Annotated in this window: 9 protein-coding genes; 5 read left to right on the forward strand and 4 right to left on the reverse strand. The window is 47.2% G+C overall.

Features of this window, described 5'->3' with window-relative positions:
* Positions 1-138: 138 nt before the first annotated feature.
* Positions 139-3,303: an RHS repeat domain-containing protein gene (locus tag GHO41_RS16430; RefSeq protein ID WP_153434155.1), complete on the reverse strand. Its 3,165-nt coding sequence runs from the start codon at positions 3,301-3,303 to the stop codon at positions 139-141.
* A 315-nt stretch (positions 3,304-3,618) separates the two neighbouring features.
* On the opposite strand from GHO41_RS16430, the gene GHO41_RS16435 reads away from it, so the two are divergent.
* From GHO41_RS16435 to GHO41_RS16455, 5 genes are all read left to right on the forward strand, one after another.
* Positions 3,619-5,433, forward strand: coding sequence for a hypothetical protein (locus tag GHO41_RS16435; protein WP_153434156.1), 1,815 nt, complete (start codon positions 3,619-3,621; stop codon positions 5,431-5,433).
* Between the two features lie 39 nt (positions 5,434-5,472).
* Positions 5,473-7,815, forward strand: a complete 2,343-nt coding sequence (locus GHO41_RS16440) for a hypothetical protein (protein ID WP_153434157.1) — start codon at positions 5,473-5,475, stop codon at positions 7,813-7,815.
* A 47-nt stretch (positions 7,816-7,862) separates the two neighbouring features.
* Positions 7,863-10,814 carry a hypothetical protein gene (locus GHO41_RS16445; RefSeq protein WP_153434158.1) on the forward strand — a complete coding sequence of 984 codons (2,952 nt, stop codon included), beginning with the start codon at positions 7,863-7,865 and terminating at the stop codon, positions 10,812-10,814.
* Between the two features lie 49 nt (positions 10,815-10,863).
* Complete coding sequence (locus GHO41_RS16450) at positions 10,864-11,361, forward strand: hypothetical protein (protein WP_048368588.1); 498 nt, start codon at positions 10,864-10,866, stop codon at positions 11,359-11,361.
* A 140-nt stretch (positions 11,362-11,501) separates the two neighbouring features.
* Positions 11,502-15,173 (forward strand): RHS repeat protein, encoded by a 3,672-nt coding sequence (locus GHO41_RS16455; protein ID WP_178110014.1) that lies wholly within the window; start codon positions 11,502-11,504, stop codon positions 15,171-15,173.
* Positions 15,174-15,273: 100 nt separating this feature from the next.
* Here GHO41_RS16455 and GHO41_RS16460 read toward each other — a convergent pair whose 3' ends face one another.
* The 3 genes from GHO41_RS16460 to GHO41_RS16470 all read right to left on the reverse strand — a co-directional run bounded on the left by GHO41_RS16460 (position 15,274) and on the right by GHO41_RS16470 (position 18,236).
* Complete coding sequence (locus GHO41_RS16460; RefSeq protein ID WP_178110015.1) at positions 15,274-15,939, reverse strand: response regulator transcription factor; 666 nt, start codon at positions 15,937-15,939, stop codon at positions 15,274-15,276.
* 217 nt (positions 15,940-16,156) lie between these two features.
* Positions 16,157-16,945, reverse strand: coding sequence for a VacJ family lipoprotein (locus tag GHO41_RS16465; protein ID WP_178110016.1), 789 nt, complete (start codon positions 16,943-16,945; stop codon positions 16,157-16,159).
* Positions 16,938-18,236 (reverse strand): serine/threonine protein kinase, encoded by a 1,299-nt coding sequence (locus GHO41_RS16470; RefSeq protein ID WP_048368585.1) that lies wholly within the window; start codon positions 18,234-18,236, stop codon positions 16,938-16,940. The genes GHO41_RS16465 and GHO41_RS16470 overlap by 8 nt, the downstream gene beginning before the upstream one ends.
* Positions 18,237-18,281: the final 45 nt, after the last annotated feature.

An 18,281-nucleotide genomic window follows, 5' to 3' on the forward strand; every position in this document is an offset into this window, starting at 1 on the left:
TCGGTACTCAGGTGGTTGTATTGGGTAGACATGGCAACACCTTACATGAGGTGTTGCACTTGCTCCTTGAGACCGCCCTGTTCAAGGTTTGTGAGCGCAGCACTTCCTGTCCTTGATCGTTATACCCAATCTCAACTGTTAATAGGGGGCGGCTGCACGGTCACTCGTTATCGTCTGCGATAACTGGCCCAGGCTGTTGTAAGCAAAGCTCACACTCAGCGCTTTATCCTCATCGTCTTCAGACTGTTGTACGCGTAAAAGACGCGCGTTGTCATCATATTCGTAGATTCTGCGCATGCCGTTGTATTCGGTTTTGCTAAGGGGCAGACCTTGTAATGAATAGGTAAATTGCGTTTCCCAAGTTGTCCCACTGTTATCAGTGCGTGTTTCACTGATCATTTGTTTATGACTATTGTAGAGGTAGGTCAATCTACCTTCAGGGTTGACGGCTGAGCTCATCAATGCATTAACAGCGTTATATTTGAAGGTGGACAGCTCCTCGCCTGCGACGTCTGTGGTTTTCGCCTGAGTGGTAAGTCTAAGGTCATAGGTATAGTCAATGGGCGTCCCACTGGCTTTGGTCAGGCGACTGATCAGATTTTGCCCGTCGACATAGTCATAAAGCTCGCTACGTTTACCGGTTGTCATTTGGGTGAGTCGTGCAAATCCATCAAACTGCTGTTCACCCGCGAGGTACTCTTTAAGCAAGTGATTATTGGGTTGAACGCGCGTGGCAACACGTAGCTCGCCGCTACTGTGTGAGGCATATTCGCTGCTGACTCGGGTAAGATCGGGCAATGTTGTGCTTGTCAGACGGGACCATGCATCGTAAGTAAAGCGCGTAGTGAGTTTGGCCGTGTCGGTTGTCTCAATACAGCGTCCAAAACCGTCATATGTATAAGTATCGACCGACATTAGCGTGCGGTTGGCAGTGTATATTTCAGTTTTTATCGGTTTTTTGAATGCATTGAATACGCTGATTGTCAGGCCGCTGATTAGCTGTGGCGTTGTTTTGTTTTGGGTGTAGAGGGTCTGTGTAGCCCGCTTGACAGGAGGCGTGCCTACAGAAATACCAATCGGGTCGTTATATTCGACTGTCTGTACGCCATCGGCCGCAGTGACACAAAATTGCTGACCCCAATCGTCATAGTCGATCAAACTGCTGGATAAGCGTTCCTCATCATCAATCCAGTCATGTTCGGTTTCCCTGACCAGATTGCCTCGTACGTCGTAAAGCGCGGAATACACTTGGCGCTCTACAGTTAGTGGGCTGCCGGGATCAATCAGGGTTGTACGAACGGCGCGATTAAGTCCATCAACATACGTATGAGTCTCAATGCCATCTGCATTTGTCACAACTTGCTTGGCTTGGGTGCCTTCTACACTGAGTGCATAGGCATAGGACAGTGAGGTTTCGACATCAGTGCCGGGAGCAACAGTTTGTCGAATGAGCCTGTCCAGCGCGTCATAGCTGTACTGTAGGGCAACATCGCCTTCCAGCGTGTATTGCAGCAGGCCGGTATAGAGGGATACTTGCCTCAACAGCGTTTTACTCAACGGAGTTTTTGGGTCTAACTCACTCTTGATAGTTTCCGTGATCTCCAACACTGACAAGTCGTCAAGGCGCGTGTACGTGTATTCAGTAGTCGTGGTGTTGTTGTTGAGTGTTAAGGCTTCCTGTTGGATGCGACCATGCAGCAGTGGATCTTGCGGGAGATCAAAATAACTCACCACCTTGTTCTGCAGTTCAAAAATGAGTTCATCTTTGATTTCGAAGAGAGTTTCGCTCTCCTGCACACAGAAAGTGTCGACGCGCTCTCTAGCCAGAGAGGGTAATGCCATATAAGAATAACGTGTGAGCAAGGCGTTTGCAGGTTCGCCGGTTGAAGTGGGAGCCGGAATAACTTTCTTATCACGTACTCGGTACACAAAGCCTTCTGGGTCGGGAGGGCAGAAGTAGCCGTCAGAGTCTTCACCTTTTGCGCTGTAGTAAGTGTAAAGCTCCACCATCCCTTCTTCTGTGGTATGGCTCAACACGTTTCCTCGGTGAGAATAGGTTGTAGAGGTTGATGCGCTACGCAGTTGATTTATATCATTAGCCAAATACCAGGTGCTTTTAACTTTGATCGGCATTTGGCAGTATGGCATTTGCTGGTAAAAAGATTGACCACTATAAAGTGGGTACTCATTGATGACACGGTGAACATGATCATTTTGTGTGGTGACTTCATGGCTCAACAAATGATAACGATTAAACCTGCGTTCTATTATTCGTTCGGCCTTACCCTCAACAATCAATGATTCGGTACTGTGATAGGTGTAATCGCTATTCACCTTGAATAGGTTATCAAGGCCATCGTCATCCCAGTCAAAGCCGCCTGCGCCATAGCCCATAAAGTTCTCGTCGCTGTAGCTATAGTGGTTCTCGATCGGCGGTTGATCAAACAATGGAAACACCACATGGGTAGCAACACGTGGCAGCGGGCTGGTGCCGGATGCTGGGTGCAAATGACCTTGACTGTCATAAGTAATGGCTTCATGCCCCCCGGTTGGCGTGGTGACTTTTTCCAGACACAGGCATTCAAAAACCTGTCTATATTCAAATGCCCAAGAAGCCAAATCGTCAGAAGGCAAGTGGATTTTAGTGACGTGATTATCGACGCCCGTTAGCTCCAAGCTATAGCGCGCAATCGGCTGCCCCTGTCCTCCGGAAAATGGGTATATGTCGATGTGCACGAAGTCATCATTGGGGTCGCGTTCTATAGACAATATCGGCAAATCGTCAGAGTCGGTAATAGCATTTAAAAAATGCTCACCTTGAAAGTCCGTATAGGCCAAAGTGATTTTATGACCTTGTGCAGAATAAAATTCTTCAGGCATCGCGACAGTGCCCTGATTAACCAGGATTTCCATCTCTCCTGAAAGATGCATGACGCGATATTGATTATTACCCTCATCGTATAAATGAAACGTATCAAGACGCTGCTCGGGGATAATTGCGCGTGAGGTAATGCTGTCCCATTCAGTGACTTTGAAGGTTTCACCGGAGCGTAGTGAAATAATTTGAGTGCTTATATCAAAATGCGTGAGATATAAATTCCAGCCATAACCAAAGCCTCGATCGATACGGCTAATGGGGCTAAAGCTCAATACCAGCGGGATACTGGGGCCGTTGAGAGAGTTGCTTTTAATCTCTGGCAAATTGATCGACAGGGTGTATTGCCCCGTGCGTTGATCAACGCCGCTTTGTAGGGCACCTAGAAAATTGAAAGCATTGGAGTGCACCGCAGTTGGAGTGGTCATGAGTCTGGGTCTCTTCTTAAAGAGTGGGCAATAAGTGAATGGTTATTATGGTTAACGATAGGCAACGCTGACCTCAGAGCGATGAGCTCACGAAATTAAAAAGGCCGGTAATCATGTACAAAATAAACCTGGTAGCAAGGTGAATACGTGAGCGTATAAGCCAAGACTAACAGCTGTAACCGCGGCGCGAACCTATCAGATTAGCTAGTAGGCGCATGATGATTTAGAGCGTAACCTGAAAAAAATCGTCAGGCTCAAGCTGGGGACACTGGCGTTAAGTGTCTGCTTATTAAATGCCTCTGTGGAGTAATTGTCGTGGCTGATACATTTCCGCTACCTATCATTGAAAGTTTAGATGCCGAAAAAGTTTTGGATTTGGAGGAGTTGGGTTCAGGCCCCCTTCTGACCTATATCAAATACGACGGTATTATAGAAGGCGATACACTTTATCCGAATTGGCGTGGGTGCAGTGAAAGCGGTGAGGTCATCGATTTTATTGATTCCCCTGTTGACGTTTCAGGATCAGAAGCCGAGCTGGCCAAGGGGATGCTGGTCAATCTACCTAACATTGCAATTGCGCCACTGGATCAGGGCTGGGCTTTTTATTCTTATGCAGTAAGACTCAAGGGCGAAACGACAATAAGTGCAGAGTCCAGACGTTTAATGATTTATATCGGTAAACGTCCTGCACAGTTACTTCCGGCCGCTCATATTACGCAGTCTCATGCACTGTGTATCAATATTGATGAGCTTCCTGGGGAGGGGGCCAGTGTCAGCGTACTGCCCTATCAAGCAATGGCCGTAGGAGACAAAGTTACTTTTTCTTGGTCTGGGTATATGCAGGGCAGCGATCCGGGCGACCCGAGTGATCCGGGTGACTCGGATACTTATCAATATATTCTGCAAAGCAACGATATTGGTAAACCGCTGTCATGGATTATTGAGAAGTCTTTATTTGACTTTATCGAAAATGGCTTTGGCTACCTGGATTACACAATTGACTATGCGCCGAATGACAGTGGTTTAACTTCAATTGCAAGCCGACAACGCTATGAGATCATTCCTGCTGTAGAGCCAAAACTGGAAGCGCCTATATTTGATAGTTTTAGTGGCGCGGACGTTAACCCGGATAAGTACCCCAACGGTATTACTGTACGTATCCCTTTGTACGAAGGGGCCCGAATAGGAGATGACATTCGAGTGTACGGAATGAGCACTGTGCAGACATTAAGTGCATTAAAAACACTGCGCGTTGACCCATCGAACCTAGACAGTGGCAGAGTGGAGTGTGTGTTTGACGCTAATTGGTTAAAGGCTAACAACTGGCAGACGATCCAACTATTTTATCAGTGGGGCCGTCAGAAGCTATCGAGAACTTCTAATGTATTAGAGTTCCAAGTTCGCCAAACGCGAAGTTTAATTGCGCCAATGGTTAAAACAGCCTATCCGGATGATGAAGATCAGTTTATGTATGATGCAATGGAGGGGGCAGTGCGCGGGGCGAGTGTGATAGTCCCGGATGCTGCAATTATTGAGGCGGGCGATACGGTACACGTTGAATGGGCTTTTGTAGATGGGAGTGCAGCTTACACGGGGGCGGCACTAGAAAGTAATCCACGAGAATTCAAAGTTCCGTTGGAGTTTATTCCGGTCTATATGGGTAAGCGAATAGATGTCGTGTATAGCGTCGTACCTGAGCACCCGGTGGATGATAAGGAAATTTACTATTCAGCCCCCTTCAATATTGAGATTAATAAATTGCCCGTCAACCAATACACACGTTTGAAATGTGCGTTGGAGGGCGCAGTAACAGAGATTTCACGGGCGAAAGTGCCAAGTAGCGGTGCCCCGTTTTATCTGGATAAGTGGAAATTCATGGCAGCAGATCAATTAGTCACCATTGGGGCTAATGGCGGAGTAAGTGATGCGGGTGAAAACTATGATTTATGCCGCAGCCGAAAAGTAGTGCTGGCTGAGGCTCAGCTCGGGAAGTTTGATGTGATCTTACCGTTGAGTTACCTCAATGGGTTGACGTTGGGTGAAATATTTTCGATTAAAACCAGTGTCAGTTTCGATGGTGGGGAGAGCTATCAAACTTTCCCGACTGTTGAATTTAAATTGGTTGCTTAACCAAAGTCACAATGGCAATTAAAAACACTGAGGTGCAATATGTCAAAAGAATTCAGGGCGTTGAGCAAGTTAACTAAAACTGTGCCAGTAGTGAATGATACTTTAAAACTTAATCAGTGGCTTGCTGAAGGGTCAAGAACCTATGGTTGGGGTGCTATTTTGGCGTATGACCGTCAATCAGCCAATAAAGTGTTAAAGCAGGAGTACATTCAGCGCTTCAATTCGGCAAGCGTTGCGCTACCTATCAGTCTTTCGGTGTCAGGAGGGGCAGAGACGAAGCAGCTATCTGGATATGAGTTTGATGCGCCACTCATGTCCTTCGAAAATCATACGGATGGAGATGTCAGTAATGATCCGCGTTGTAAGCTTCGGCTGCCGATCATTGCCGGTTCATATAAAACTGTCGCAGCCAAGGGGATTGTCACGTCGATTAGTGTACTGGACCCGCTGGACGGCCAAGTGTTAACCATGACACTTGACCTGATGGCCAGGAAAGGTGCGGTAAATGACAAAGACCAGGTGGTTTTTGATATTAGTGAAGGAACCGGTTTCACAGTTGATGTTAATGAACATAGTATGGATCAGGAAGATGTAGGTAAAGCGATTCAGGCCTACTTTAAAGAAAAACTACCTCTGGATCAAAAAGTCTGGGTCTTGAGTACGATTGACAAAAGTAAGAATCAGTACCTTAAGCCTGCGTCGATAGTACTTTATGTTCGTCAACTTCCTGGTTCTACAGGTATTGCCGACGGCGAGTTGTTGGTGCTGGTAGCGATGCAGGGAGACCTTGTCGGGACAGCACTCCCAGCTGATTTTCCCTACCTGACGAGCAGAGACTCTGCAATTATTATGTTAGGGCAAAAAACACTGCTTGAAAAAGTGGTACACCCGCAACTCTCGTCGTTTTATTCTTCGATGACCAGTACCGCTGTTAAAGAAGAGAATGACTATGTACTTAAAACGCTAAGTGGAAGTGCTGATGTGCAACACAAAAGCTACAACTATGTAACTGAGAGTGAAGGGGCCACATTGCCGGTGACCATTGCTTACCAAACCTTGGAGTTTGCAGGTGAAGGTAATCAACTAAAGGTGACTGCGGCGGGCGAGTACATTACAGCTGCTTGGAGTGGCCAGAATACAGTTGATATTTCAGCAGGTTATTTTAATAACTGGGGTTCACAATGGGTTGGGACTTTAGCTCAAACTTGGGCGGGGTCATCAAAGGCATCTTATAAAGTTAAGGCCGATGGCAGTGGTTTGGAAGTTAGCTCGGTCATGGATAATGAGCCTAGCCGATCCGAGACAATTAAGTGCACTAGCATACCCGCCGCCACTGACGCGCTTAATGACGTTATGAACAGGCTGTGTATTAAGTACAAAAGTGAATACGTGCCAGAGATGATCGGTAAGATTAAAGCTGCAACCCACAATGCCCTCGCTGGTTTGCCAGAACTGAACACGTTCGTTCTTGAGAGTATACTTTTCAGAAATGAAGATTCCGTCAGCCTGAACAGTTGTAGCCTGCCTAACGATCTGGTCATGCAAGGTACAGTGGGCCATTCATTTTCAGCTTACGAAATAACACCTATGGCACACATAATGCCTGTTGGCACCACTCATCAGTTTAGAGTTGAGCCTGCCACGGTAACAGATGTGGTATGGTCAGTTGAATCTGTTTCTGGCGACGGCACGTTAAAGGGAACTATTGATACCAGCACTGGCCTGTATACACCGCCTGATTTATCTGGTTTTAAAGGTGACTTTATCCGCGAACGCGTAGTTGCAAAAAAAGGCAATTATGTCAGCTATGCATTAGTCAGTGTGCTGAAAAAAACCATTACAGTGAATCCTTTACTAACAGTGAAAACAATTGGTAAGACTCCAATTGAAGGCGACAACGTCTCATTCAGTGCCAATCATGTGAGTGGGGCTTCACTTTCATGGGAGCTGATTGGCCCGGGGCAAGGTGGACTGCAAGATAAGATTGGCTACAGTAATGTCTATACGCCTAACTATACGGATTCAACAAGTCCTTATGATATCGATAGTGTTAGCGTGACAGATGAGTCAGGCAATCAAGTTGTCGCCACTGTCATCGTTAATCGCACTGCGGATGCGGGCGCTGCGATGGTCGAGGGTAGTTCAACAGCCACTACGGTGCAATTAGAATGGGTGACTGGGGGGGCTGATATAATCGCAGAAGCGGCCACGACACTTACAGTCGTGGGCAGTGGTACGATTGATGCAAAGGGTCTTTATACCCAATCTGAAAATAATAGCGATACTTTTGCAATAGTAAAGTGCAAATATGCAAGCGGGCCTTTTACATTTAGCTCTTTTATCGTAATACCCTTGCCGCTGGTTGCCTATGCTGCACCTTGATGTGTAGGGCAGATAAATTTTTTTAAATTTTTGAATGAGGTGCCGTAATGGGTATTAACTCGCGTGAAGAAATACTAAAGCAAATGGCTGGCCAGTCCGTCACGTTTGGTTGGGGGGCTGTCAATGTTTTTAACAAGACTAGGCTTAATCGATTGTTAGAGCAGCAGTATGTATCCCGCATGGAGGGCAATAGTTTTTTTCCTGGGTTTGCAGGCGAAATTTCGTTATCAAGCAGTTCAAATGCAACTGTAAAGCTGGACTCCGTTGTACTTGGAAAACCGTTATTGTCTTTCGAACAGGCGGCATCACTTGACGAGTCAATGGCAACCGTTACTCTGAATATTGTTTCTGGCAATTTATTACTGATGCAGCCGGGTGAAAAAGCCGCACGTGTGAATACCAGTTTGAAAATTCGAGAGTCGCATGGTTATCAAGTGACCATGCGCCTCCAACTCTCGATGATTACGGGTAGTGTATCGGAGTTGGGCGTTGTAATGATGGACTTGTCCAAAGGTGTAGACTTCAGCTGTAATTTGTTGCCTGACGCTCTAGACCAAGTGCCACTAGGGACTGGTTTCAAGGATTTTTTTAATTCCTTGCCAGAGACTCAACGGGTGTTTGTGCTGGGGGTCTTGGACATGGGGAGTTATGACCCTCTTGCACCCAAAGAGTTTTCAATACTTACCCAGCGTGCACCTGGCGCGGACAATTTAACAGCCTCTAATTATGGAGATGGTGGCGTTGTTGTATTTGTGCGTGTCGCCGCTGATACAGAAATAGGCAATCTACCGAGGGAAGGCTCTGGTTTTCCATACTTGATCCCGGATGATCAAGATGAATTGGGCCAGGATATTTATTCAGCTGCGGTTGTTGTTACGCAAAAGTGGAGTGATTATGTCAATGATAAAAGCATCGAGCAACTGAGTAATTTGCTCGTTCCTGGAGCAGATAGCTTCCTCAGTAAAGACAGTGCTGAACCGTTTGATTATATTAACTTCGGTAATGTGAATCCTTCGGCCACGCAGTTGGTGATTCATCCTTTGTTGTCTACCTTGAAGGTGGGACAGACCCAAGCGTTTAGTGTGAAACGCAGCGATGGTACAGCCGTATCGGGCGTGACATGGACCGCTAAGAGTCTGAATAGTCATACCCTGAAAGGGGATGGTGCTATTAATTCAGACGGTATTTATACCGCGATGGGCGTGGATGATATTGAAGCCGATACGGCACGGGTGGTTATTACCGGCACGGTTATTCTTGATGATGTATTTTATAAGGTGTCAGCGGCTGTCATGGTTACAGCTGAGCGTATGGTAATTGCGCCTCAGGTCAGTAGCCGAATTATTGAGTTAACCCCGAAGACAGTTACCTTGTTTGCTGCGACTAGTGCGACCTCAAAATTGACATGGTCGCTGTCGTTACCTTTGGTGGGGAAACTAGAGGTGTTGGGCAGTGGAAATACCGCCATTTATACGCCTCCTACTGCAGAGCAAGCAACCTTCGAGACGGTTCAAGTTATTAGTGTTTATGATGAAGCGCTTAAAGAAACAGCCCAGTCAACGGTAGTTTTATTCAATAATTATTTGTCTCTTGGGGTAAGCCCTGCTCATACCTCACATCTGACAAGAGGTAAAACTGTTACTTTTGCGGTGGAGGATGACTTTCCAGCGGATACAACTACATGGAGTGTGATTCGAGGCGGGGGAGCATTCGAAAACCCTCAATCAGGTATATTTACTGCTCCTGATCCAGTGGTAGATCCAGTGACGCTAGTTAAGTGTGTCAAGACCTCGGGTATTTTCACTTTCACGGGTTACAGCACCATTGAGTTCGATAAGTTTGAAGAGGGGCCTGGCTGGACAAAGTTGGCAAAGTTCACTGTAAAAGTACGGGACAGCTCGGGCAACTTAGGCCCGACTGGTTATGTATATCGTAACGGTTTACAACAGGTTAAATTGGCTGTCAGTATAGAAACTACGGTGCTTAATAATAACCCGCAACGGCCTTCAAGTTTAGAATTGCAATCACTGCGATTAGTGACTTCCGGGGGGGCGCAGGTTAATCCATTGCCGCCAGGACAGGTGGGGATCTCACCAGGTGTTGGCGCATGGGCAACCACGACTATTGCCAACGCCTATCATCTTTTTCCGGGGGCTGGAGTTCCAGCGCTGGGTTTAGCCTCAGCGGAGCCCCTGAGCGAACAAAGTACTGCCAATTTTGAATTGTATGTACAAACGACAATGCCGGCAAAGGAAAATGGTACATTCCATCTCTCATTTGTTGGCGGGAATAATGAGGAAACGTTTTATTCAAATACCTCCGATGCCATCAACGGTCAAGTCAATCTCACGCCTGTAGATCCCCCTCGGTTGATAGTCAATAAAGACTACACATTCGATAAAATAATGATTTCTGATGGTACGCTTAAAACTGGAATAACCAAGGCAATAAATCAACACGAGCAGCTTGAGCCGGAACCCGGTGATTATTATGATTTCCACTTGAATACGATTGATTATTACGAGTTAAAGTTTTTCAATTGCAAGATGGCGCGCTTGAGTTTCCTTCCAACAGCTACAGGTTTTGGACACAAATCGACGGTACGCTGGGAATCAAGACTGTTAGAAGAAACTATGTTTAGTTTCTCCGGATACGCCTGGAATCCCGCTAAATTGACTGATGTAGAATCAGGTGAAGAAAAAAGCAGTAATATATATGTCGACCCTTGGATGAAAAATATCATGTTGACACAAACTGTGCCGACTTTCCCTCTTGAGAAGGCTATAGCTGAAGGGGATTTTATTGTTAGTATGCATCGAACTGACGATGTGCGATATGGTGCTTTAGTTGCACAAGAGGATATTGTGGCCCGCGATAGACTTTATAGCGATATCAATATTGCATTTGTTGATCAATACGGTAATACCTATAAGTGTGTAGTAGGGTTTCCTGCTGAGTCGATTCATGACCGACAAAATATGGAGTTAAAATTCCTGTGAGGTTGGTCGTGTGTTTTATATATTTGATTCTTAACAAGAGGCAATTATAATGAATGTCCCATCTAAAATTGTAATAGTTGTTGCTTTCTTGGCAGCGTTTTTCGGTGCTGGTCTCACGCTCGCTGAGGGTTCCGCGAAGGTTCCGGAGGTTACTGCTGAGGACGGAACTATTGAGTTTTTCGATAAAGACCAAAAAAGTAAATGTGTTATACCCTTCGTAACGGGTGCTTATGGTTTTACGAATGAGTCAACCAATAAGTGCCCCAACGATAATATTTACTTTTTTAAGCTTCATCATGTTCCTTCGGCAGCTACCATTTTAATGACCGATGATGCAAATTGTGGAAGGGATCAAGAGAATTTTGACTTCCTGTTCAAAACTATCAAATTCGAAACGACTACAGATTTTGTATCTATAAGTAATACCATTACCTTTGATGATAAGGCAGTGATTGTGCCAGGCCTTAGGCTAGAGAAGAAACGGTATAAAAATGGTGCGCAGATAGATGGTAAACTATCATGTGTGCAAATCGTGCGCTCTCTCTAATTGGTTTTTGATGGTTAGCTATTAAAGTGTCCTCGGGCACTTTATTTATCAGTGCGTCATAGCATTCATTGGTATCAATGTTTTGGTGTGCTGGAATATATATACAACTTTTGTGTAATTTCTATTGCTTGGAGAGTCGTATGGCTACGAACACAGCAGTGCATTCTAACGCATTTAACTTTCTTAGTTTTTTGAACAGTGGAGTAGATCCCCGTACTGGCCTGTACACCGTTGCCATCAACTTACCCACGGTGTTGGCTAACAATTTGGCAGGCCCTGCCCCCTCTATAGGATTAGCATTTAATCCGCTCAGTAGCCAAGACGTTGGCTGGGGCTTGGGCTGGAGTCTGCAACGTTCTGAGTTTGATCCTAAACGTTCGATTGTGTCGTTGGGGGCAGGCGAAACCTTTAAAGTCACTTCAGTCACTGATGGACTCTGCAAAATGGAGGAGCAAAAACTCCTCAGTTTCAAATTGTACGATGATGGTGGTGAGCGTTATCGAATTGTACATAAATCCGGAAATATCGAAGAGTTGCTAGTCTTTGGTCGCGCAGAGTCACGCATTGCTTTGCCAGTACGGTTGTATTCAGTTGAGGGTCGTAGTGTCTCGTTTTATTATGAAGACACTGCTTATCCACTGATGTTGACGCGTATTGAGGATGAGCTGGGAAATACAGTGTTCAGTGCCAAGCGCAACGCCAATGCGAATATTGAAGTGTTGTTATATCCTTTCGCCGGTGAGCAAGGCGCGGCGCTCGCAAAGTACGAATTGGAGCTCGGCGCCAACGGTGTCGTTGATTCTATTGTGCTGCCGACCCCTGAGCGTGCCAGATGGAGGTTCACTTACAAGCAAGATATCAATACAGCGCTGATGTTTATCACCGAGGCCTTCTCGCCTGTGGGTGGCAGTGAGTTCATTACTTATGAATGGGGTGGGCATCAGTTACCTGTGGGTGCTTCGCCCTCAACGTTGCCTCGTGTCTCTAGTTACACTGTTGTTCCTGGATTTGGTCAGGCGACGGTAGAGACTCATTACACCTATTCAGCCAAGAACTTTTTAGGTGCGGGCGACAGTGCTGTGACTTGGAATGACTCCGGGGTTGATAATCTGTATCAAGCAGCATCGGATTATGTTTATGAAACGGTCGAGCTGTTGATGGTTGAGGGTAGCGCCGTGCGCACCATCAAGCGCAGTTTTAACTGTTTTCACTTGTTGATCAGTGAATCCACCACGCAGGGTAATAACATTCAGGAAGTTTTCACCGTTTATTACGTTGATCCCGATGTACCTTTCAGTCAGCAATTACCTTATTGCCAATTGCCAAAAAATGTCAGCACCACTTGGCGTTTGAGTACTGAGTCATTGATGCGTACTGAAACTGAGTACAGCGAATATGATAACCAAGGCAATGTAACACTGCACAGGCAGGCCAATGGTGTAACCGAGGAGTCTGTTTACTATCCGGTCGAGGGGGAAGTGGACGCGTGCCCGCCTGACCAAGCTGGCTTTGTACGGCATCTAAAAATGAAAGTTATCATTCCAGCACCCGCATCTGCTGCTCATGCGCCGACGCTCAGTACTACCTATCGACATAAAACTCTAGCGGCGGTTAGTGACGCAATTTATCCCTGGCATGTGCTGGATACAGAGTTGCTGCAAGAAGATCTAAACGGTGCTTCAACGACCTTGCAGACCACTCAGTATCACTATGTTGACGCTGTCACCGATAGTTTGCGCCACGGCAAGGTCTCCTCTGAGGTACTAACACTAAATGGTCATTCACTGACTACTTCGTATCAGTATAACTTAGGCCCTGTACCTGCTCCCGGCGAGAGTGAGGCATTTACTGTTTTAACCACGGTGGTGCAACAGCACTCAGATTTGGATGTGTTCACTAAGGCGGTGACCAATGAAACCTCCTTGTTTTCCGGTCAAGAATTACTGACCCGGGATGATAATGGTGTAGAAATTCTTTATGTGTACGATGCTTTGCAACGGGTACTTAGTGAAACTGTTGCACCAGGTAAAGATGCCGAAGCGACACGTCAGTATAGTTACACCTTGTGTGCCAAGGCTGGGGATCAGGCAACTCAGACCGCTATCAACGTTAAAAACGTCAAGACGGTGACGTATATGGATGGGCTCAACCGGCCTGTCAGAGAACTACGTATTAATGCTGATAGTAAATTGAAGGCTGATTTATTAAGGCCGATTTACACTGCCCTGTATAACGCACAGAACCAATTGATTGAAGAAACTGTGGTCGATTGGGAGGGCGATATTGACAGGCCAATGACCACAAGTTTTCGCTATGATGATTGGGGGCAGCAATTCTGTACTGTGGGGCCGGATAAAGTTGAAGTCTATGAAGTGACTGAGCCGCGTGGGACAGCCGATTGGCAAGATGGGGTCGTTACTACCAGTTGGCGGCAGTTTACCGACAGCGCGGGTGAAGTGATCAAGGCAACGGGTAAGTCTGTCACGCTAGTCAATAAGTTTGAAAAACCCGTGCAGGAGCAACGATGGAATTTGGCTGCGGCATTGGTCAGCACTCATTTTTATGAATATGACGGCCTTGGACGTACAGCGAAAGAGACTGATGCTTTATCTAACGTCACCCTCTATACCTATGATGCTTATGCGCGGGTAGTACAAACGGATTTACCTGGTGGGGCTGTGGTCGTACGCAGTTATGCGTCGCACAGTACTCAAGATCTGCCTGTCTCTATCAGCGTTAATACTATCGAGTTGGGGGCTCAAACTTTTGATGGTCTTGGGCGCATGTGTTCATCGGTTACCGGAGGCCGCTGCCAAGCTTATGAGTATCTACCTGGGCAGACCCAACCTTCTAAGGTTACCAAGGCTGGGGGGCAAGTGGTTGAGTATCGCTACAATCCCCTATTGGGTGAAGAGCCGGAGAAAAGATTCGCTAATGGAGAGGAGGCAACCTATACCTATGATCTTAAAAATGCGCGGCTTGACTCTTGTTCAGAGGCTGGACTGAGTTTGACCCGTAAATACTTCAGCACTGGAGATATACAGTCCGAAACTCAGGGCGTGCATTCGATGGTTTATAACTACAGCTTGCAAGGATTGATCTTGGGTTATACCGATGTGCTGGGTAATACTCAGAGTTACCACTATGATTTTGAACGCGGAGGGCGAATTGTATCAACCAAGCTAGGGCTCACAGAATCGATTTTCTCGTACGACGAGTTGGGTCAAACGACTACCATAACCACCACAGACACAACTGACTCAGCAAATTCGCTGGCGGTTAGCATTAACTTGCACTATGACGAGTATGGACGTGAAACAGAGCGCGTTTTTGATCTGAACGGCGTCAAGCAGAAATTGGTTCAGCGTTATAATGCCGTTGATAACCTAGTACAACGTGAACTCACTGCCCTTGATATAGATGGTAATGTACTCGAAGTTCTACGTGATGAAGCCTATGAGTACGATGCACGAGCTCGGTTAACCAAGTACACCTGCCTGGGTAGCCAGAAACCCGTAGACCCCTATGGCAATCTTATCGATGAGCAGATTTTTCGATTTGATCACTTGGATAATATCACTCGCGTCAGAACCTCGTTTGGCCTTGAGTCAAATACAGCCGCTTACTACTATGAGAATGACGACGATCCTGTTCAACTGAGTCGTGTTACAAATACCCACGCATCAGCAGTTCCTCGTGAATTGATTCTGGACTACGATGCGAATGGGAATCTCATTATCGATGAGTGTGGAAGAGTTCTTAAATATGATGACTTAAGTCGCTTGATATCTGTAAGTAGTGCTGCGCCTTAATTGCTAAGCGTTTGGATTTAAGCCTGTACTCTTTGTGTTACGGCGCCATTAATTGTTAATGGCGCCTTTTTTATAGAGTAGACTTTAGGGTGTTCGGGTTTTAAAAGCTTTGGCCAAATGCTGCGAGTTGGCTGTTGCTTTGGATGTCCAACTTATTCATGGCGCTACGTTTCTGTCGGCTGATCGTTTTTTCGCTGCGGTTCAAGCGTCTTGCAATTTCACGTCCTGAAAGGTCCTGAGCAAATAGGCGCACAACCTCCAACTCTTTGATCGACAGTCTGCTATTTATGATTTCGCCTTTTTTAGGGCTTCTCAATACCAGGCCAAAGCTCGGGCTCAGGTGACACCGACCTTGAATTGCCGCCCGCACTGCAGTTTTAAATTCTTCAGCGGGGGAGTGCTTGTCAAGCAGGCAGGTGACGCCCAATTTGAGCAATTGCCTTAGAATCATTGGATTCTTCATCATGGTCATGACCAGCAACTTTACGTGAGGAAAGTTCCGGCGAATGTAGCTAATCAGCGCTAATCCATCTGGAAAGTTTTCTGAAGGCATAAAGAAGTCGGTAACAACCAGGTCACAGGGCTCCTGCTCTAATAGCTGAATAAGTGTCTCAGGGGTGGATGCCTCGTGGGTGATGCAGGTAGTCGGGTTGATTAATGTGCTTAGGGAAATGCGTGTGCCAATCAATACGACAGGGTGATCATCGGCAATAATCACTCGGGTTGGCTCATGATAAAGCTTATTGAGGAGAGTGGATGATGGCACGTTCTCATTCGTTCCTTGATAAGGTGAGCGCGTGCACTCTAACAAACTTGTAGGAAGGACTATGTAAGATATTTCTTCAAGAAATTGAGAATGTGCTGTAAGGCTGTGTTTATTTCGGATAAATATATGTGGGAATTACTCGGACAATTCTGTAGGAAGGCTGGCAGGATTGAAATATTAGTATTCGCACCTACCCGCCTGCCTTTTGCTTTACGGCTTATTCAGTAATCTGCAACTTTCTAGCTTCCGTGTAGATGTAACGCAATTTGTCATATTCAAATGGCGAGTCGAATTGCCCGTAACGGAAGCTGGTGTTGTAGCGTTTATCGATGGCTTGCAGCAGCCAGATTTCCGGGTGGCGCGAGCTTTCGCGCGGTACGTTGAGGAAGTTGATTTCTCGATTGGCGCCGTAGTCGACCACCAGCCCCGTGGTGTCGCGCAGGTTTGATGGGCCCAGGATCGGCAGCATCAAATAGGGGCCGTCCGGTACACCATAAAAGCCCAGGGTTTGCCCGAAGTCTTCGCTCTGGCGCGGCAGGCCCATGGCGGTAGCAGGATCCCACAGCCCGCCAACCCCCAGCGTAGTGTTAAACAGCAAGCGTGCCGTGGTTTTCAAGGAGCGGTCGCCCTTGAGCTGCAGCATGCTATTAAACAGGTTGGGTACATCGCCCAGGTTATTAAAAAAGTTGGTGACACCAGTGCGCACAAAACTGGGCGTTACGTACCGGTAGCCATCGACCACTGGCAGGAATACCCACTGATCGAAGCGGTAGTTGAAGTGGTAAATGCGCCGGTTAATCGACTCCAGCGGGTCGTACACATTGAGCGCGCCCATGGTGGCGCGTTCAAATTCACGCTGATCGAGGCCTGGATTGAACTTCAACAGTTTTAGGGGTTGTGTAAAGCCATCAACGTCGTGTGTAGGTTCGATGTTGGCTTTGCTGTCGTCTGCCTGGGCGTAGCCGACACTGAGTAGGGCGGCGAGAAGCACGAGATGTTTAGCCACGGAAGAACTCCAGCATGTCTTTGGTGTTAACGCGGTAGTTGAGATTGCCGCAGTGGCCACCATACGGGTAGACAGTCAGGCGGTTGCCGAAGGTCTTGCGCAAGAAGCCCAAATCACCAGGGCCCAGGATGATGTCGTCGGCATTGTGCATAACGGCAATTTTGGGGCTGTTTTTCAAATAGTCCTGCAAGGCATACAGGCTTACCTGGTCGATCAGTTGCAGCAAACTGCCGCCATCGGTGCGGGCGCGCCACATCGGTATGACTTGCTCGGTGAGGTAGCAATCGAAGTCGCACAGCAGTGAGCGCTTGAGGAATGGCGTCAGGCTAGTGCCTTCGGTAATGGGGTAGTTGGGAGGCGTGATCAGACCGCGACGGTTGATCAGGTCTGAAGTGAACACGATGTCGGCGGATGAAAACCGGAACATAGTGCCAATCAGCATTGCCATCTGTTCGTTGGTCAAACGCTCTTTGGAGTTTTGCAAGTCGTAGACCAGCGCGCCATTGAGATCGACGTAGCCTTTCTGCTTGAAGTACTCGGTGAGCTTGTTCAGTACCAACTCGTAGAACGTGGTGCTGCTATTGATGCCTTTAACTTCCGTTTGTACCAGCTTGTCGAGGTTGCTGATGGACGTATACAGGTTCACCGGCGGGTTAAGCATCAAGACTTTCTTGAAGTTGAAGCTTTTGCGGGTTTCGTCCAGGTGGCTGACGAAGGCCGCGTCCAGTGCGCCAAGGCTATAACCCGCGAGGTAGTACTCAGTCACCGGCACATTGGCTTGTTGGGCGCGAACCGCTTGCATGACGTGATACAAGTCTTCGGCATCGTATTGGCTGATACCGGGTGTGGCAAAGCGTGAAGCCGCGCTCATAAAGTCATAGCTGGTTGGCGACGACAATTGCACAACGTGGTAGCCGGCTTGATAGAACAGCTTTTTCAAAAACTCGTTGAGGCTGCTGTCGTAGGGCGCCCCTGTACCGGCGATCAGGAAGATCAGCGGGGCCGCGTGGTCTTGCTTGGCGATTCGGTAGGTGAGCTTTTTCACTGCCCAGAAGTTGGCCGGCAAGGTGAACTCGCGCTCTGGTCGCAGCTTGAGGGTGTAATCCGATTGGTTGATGTCATCTTCGCTGGGCAGCAGTGGGCGCATTTCCGGCGGGGTTGTAGCAATTGTGGCTTCGAAGGGGTTGGTCAGGGGGTAGCCATAAGTGGCGGGGTCGACATCGACCGCTTGTGCGGACGCACTCAAAATAAGGCCGCACAGCAAGGCGGCAAAGGGTAGAGAACGAAGCATGACGACTATCCCTAATAAAGTGCGGAAAATGATTCGCAGGCTATG

Source organism: Pseudomonas sp. FSL R10-0399, assembly GCF_009600165.1.
GTDB lineage: Bacteria > Pseudomonadota > Gammaproteobacteria > Pseudomonadales > Pseudomonadaceae > Aquipseudomonas > Aquipseudomonas helleri.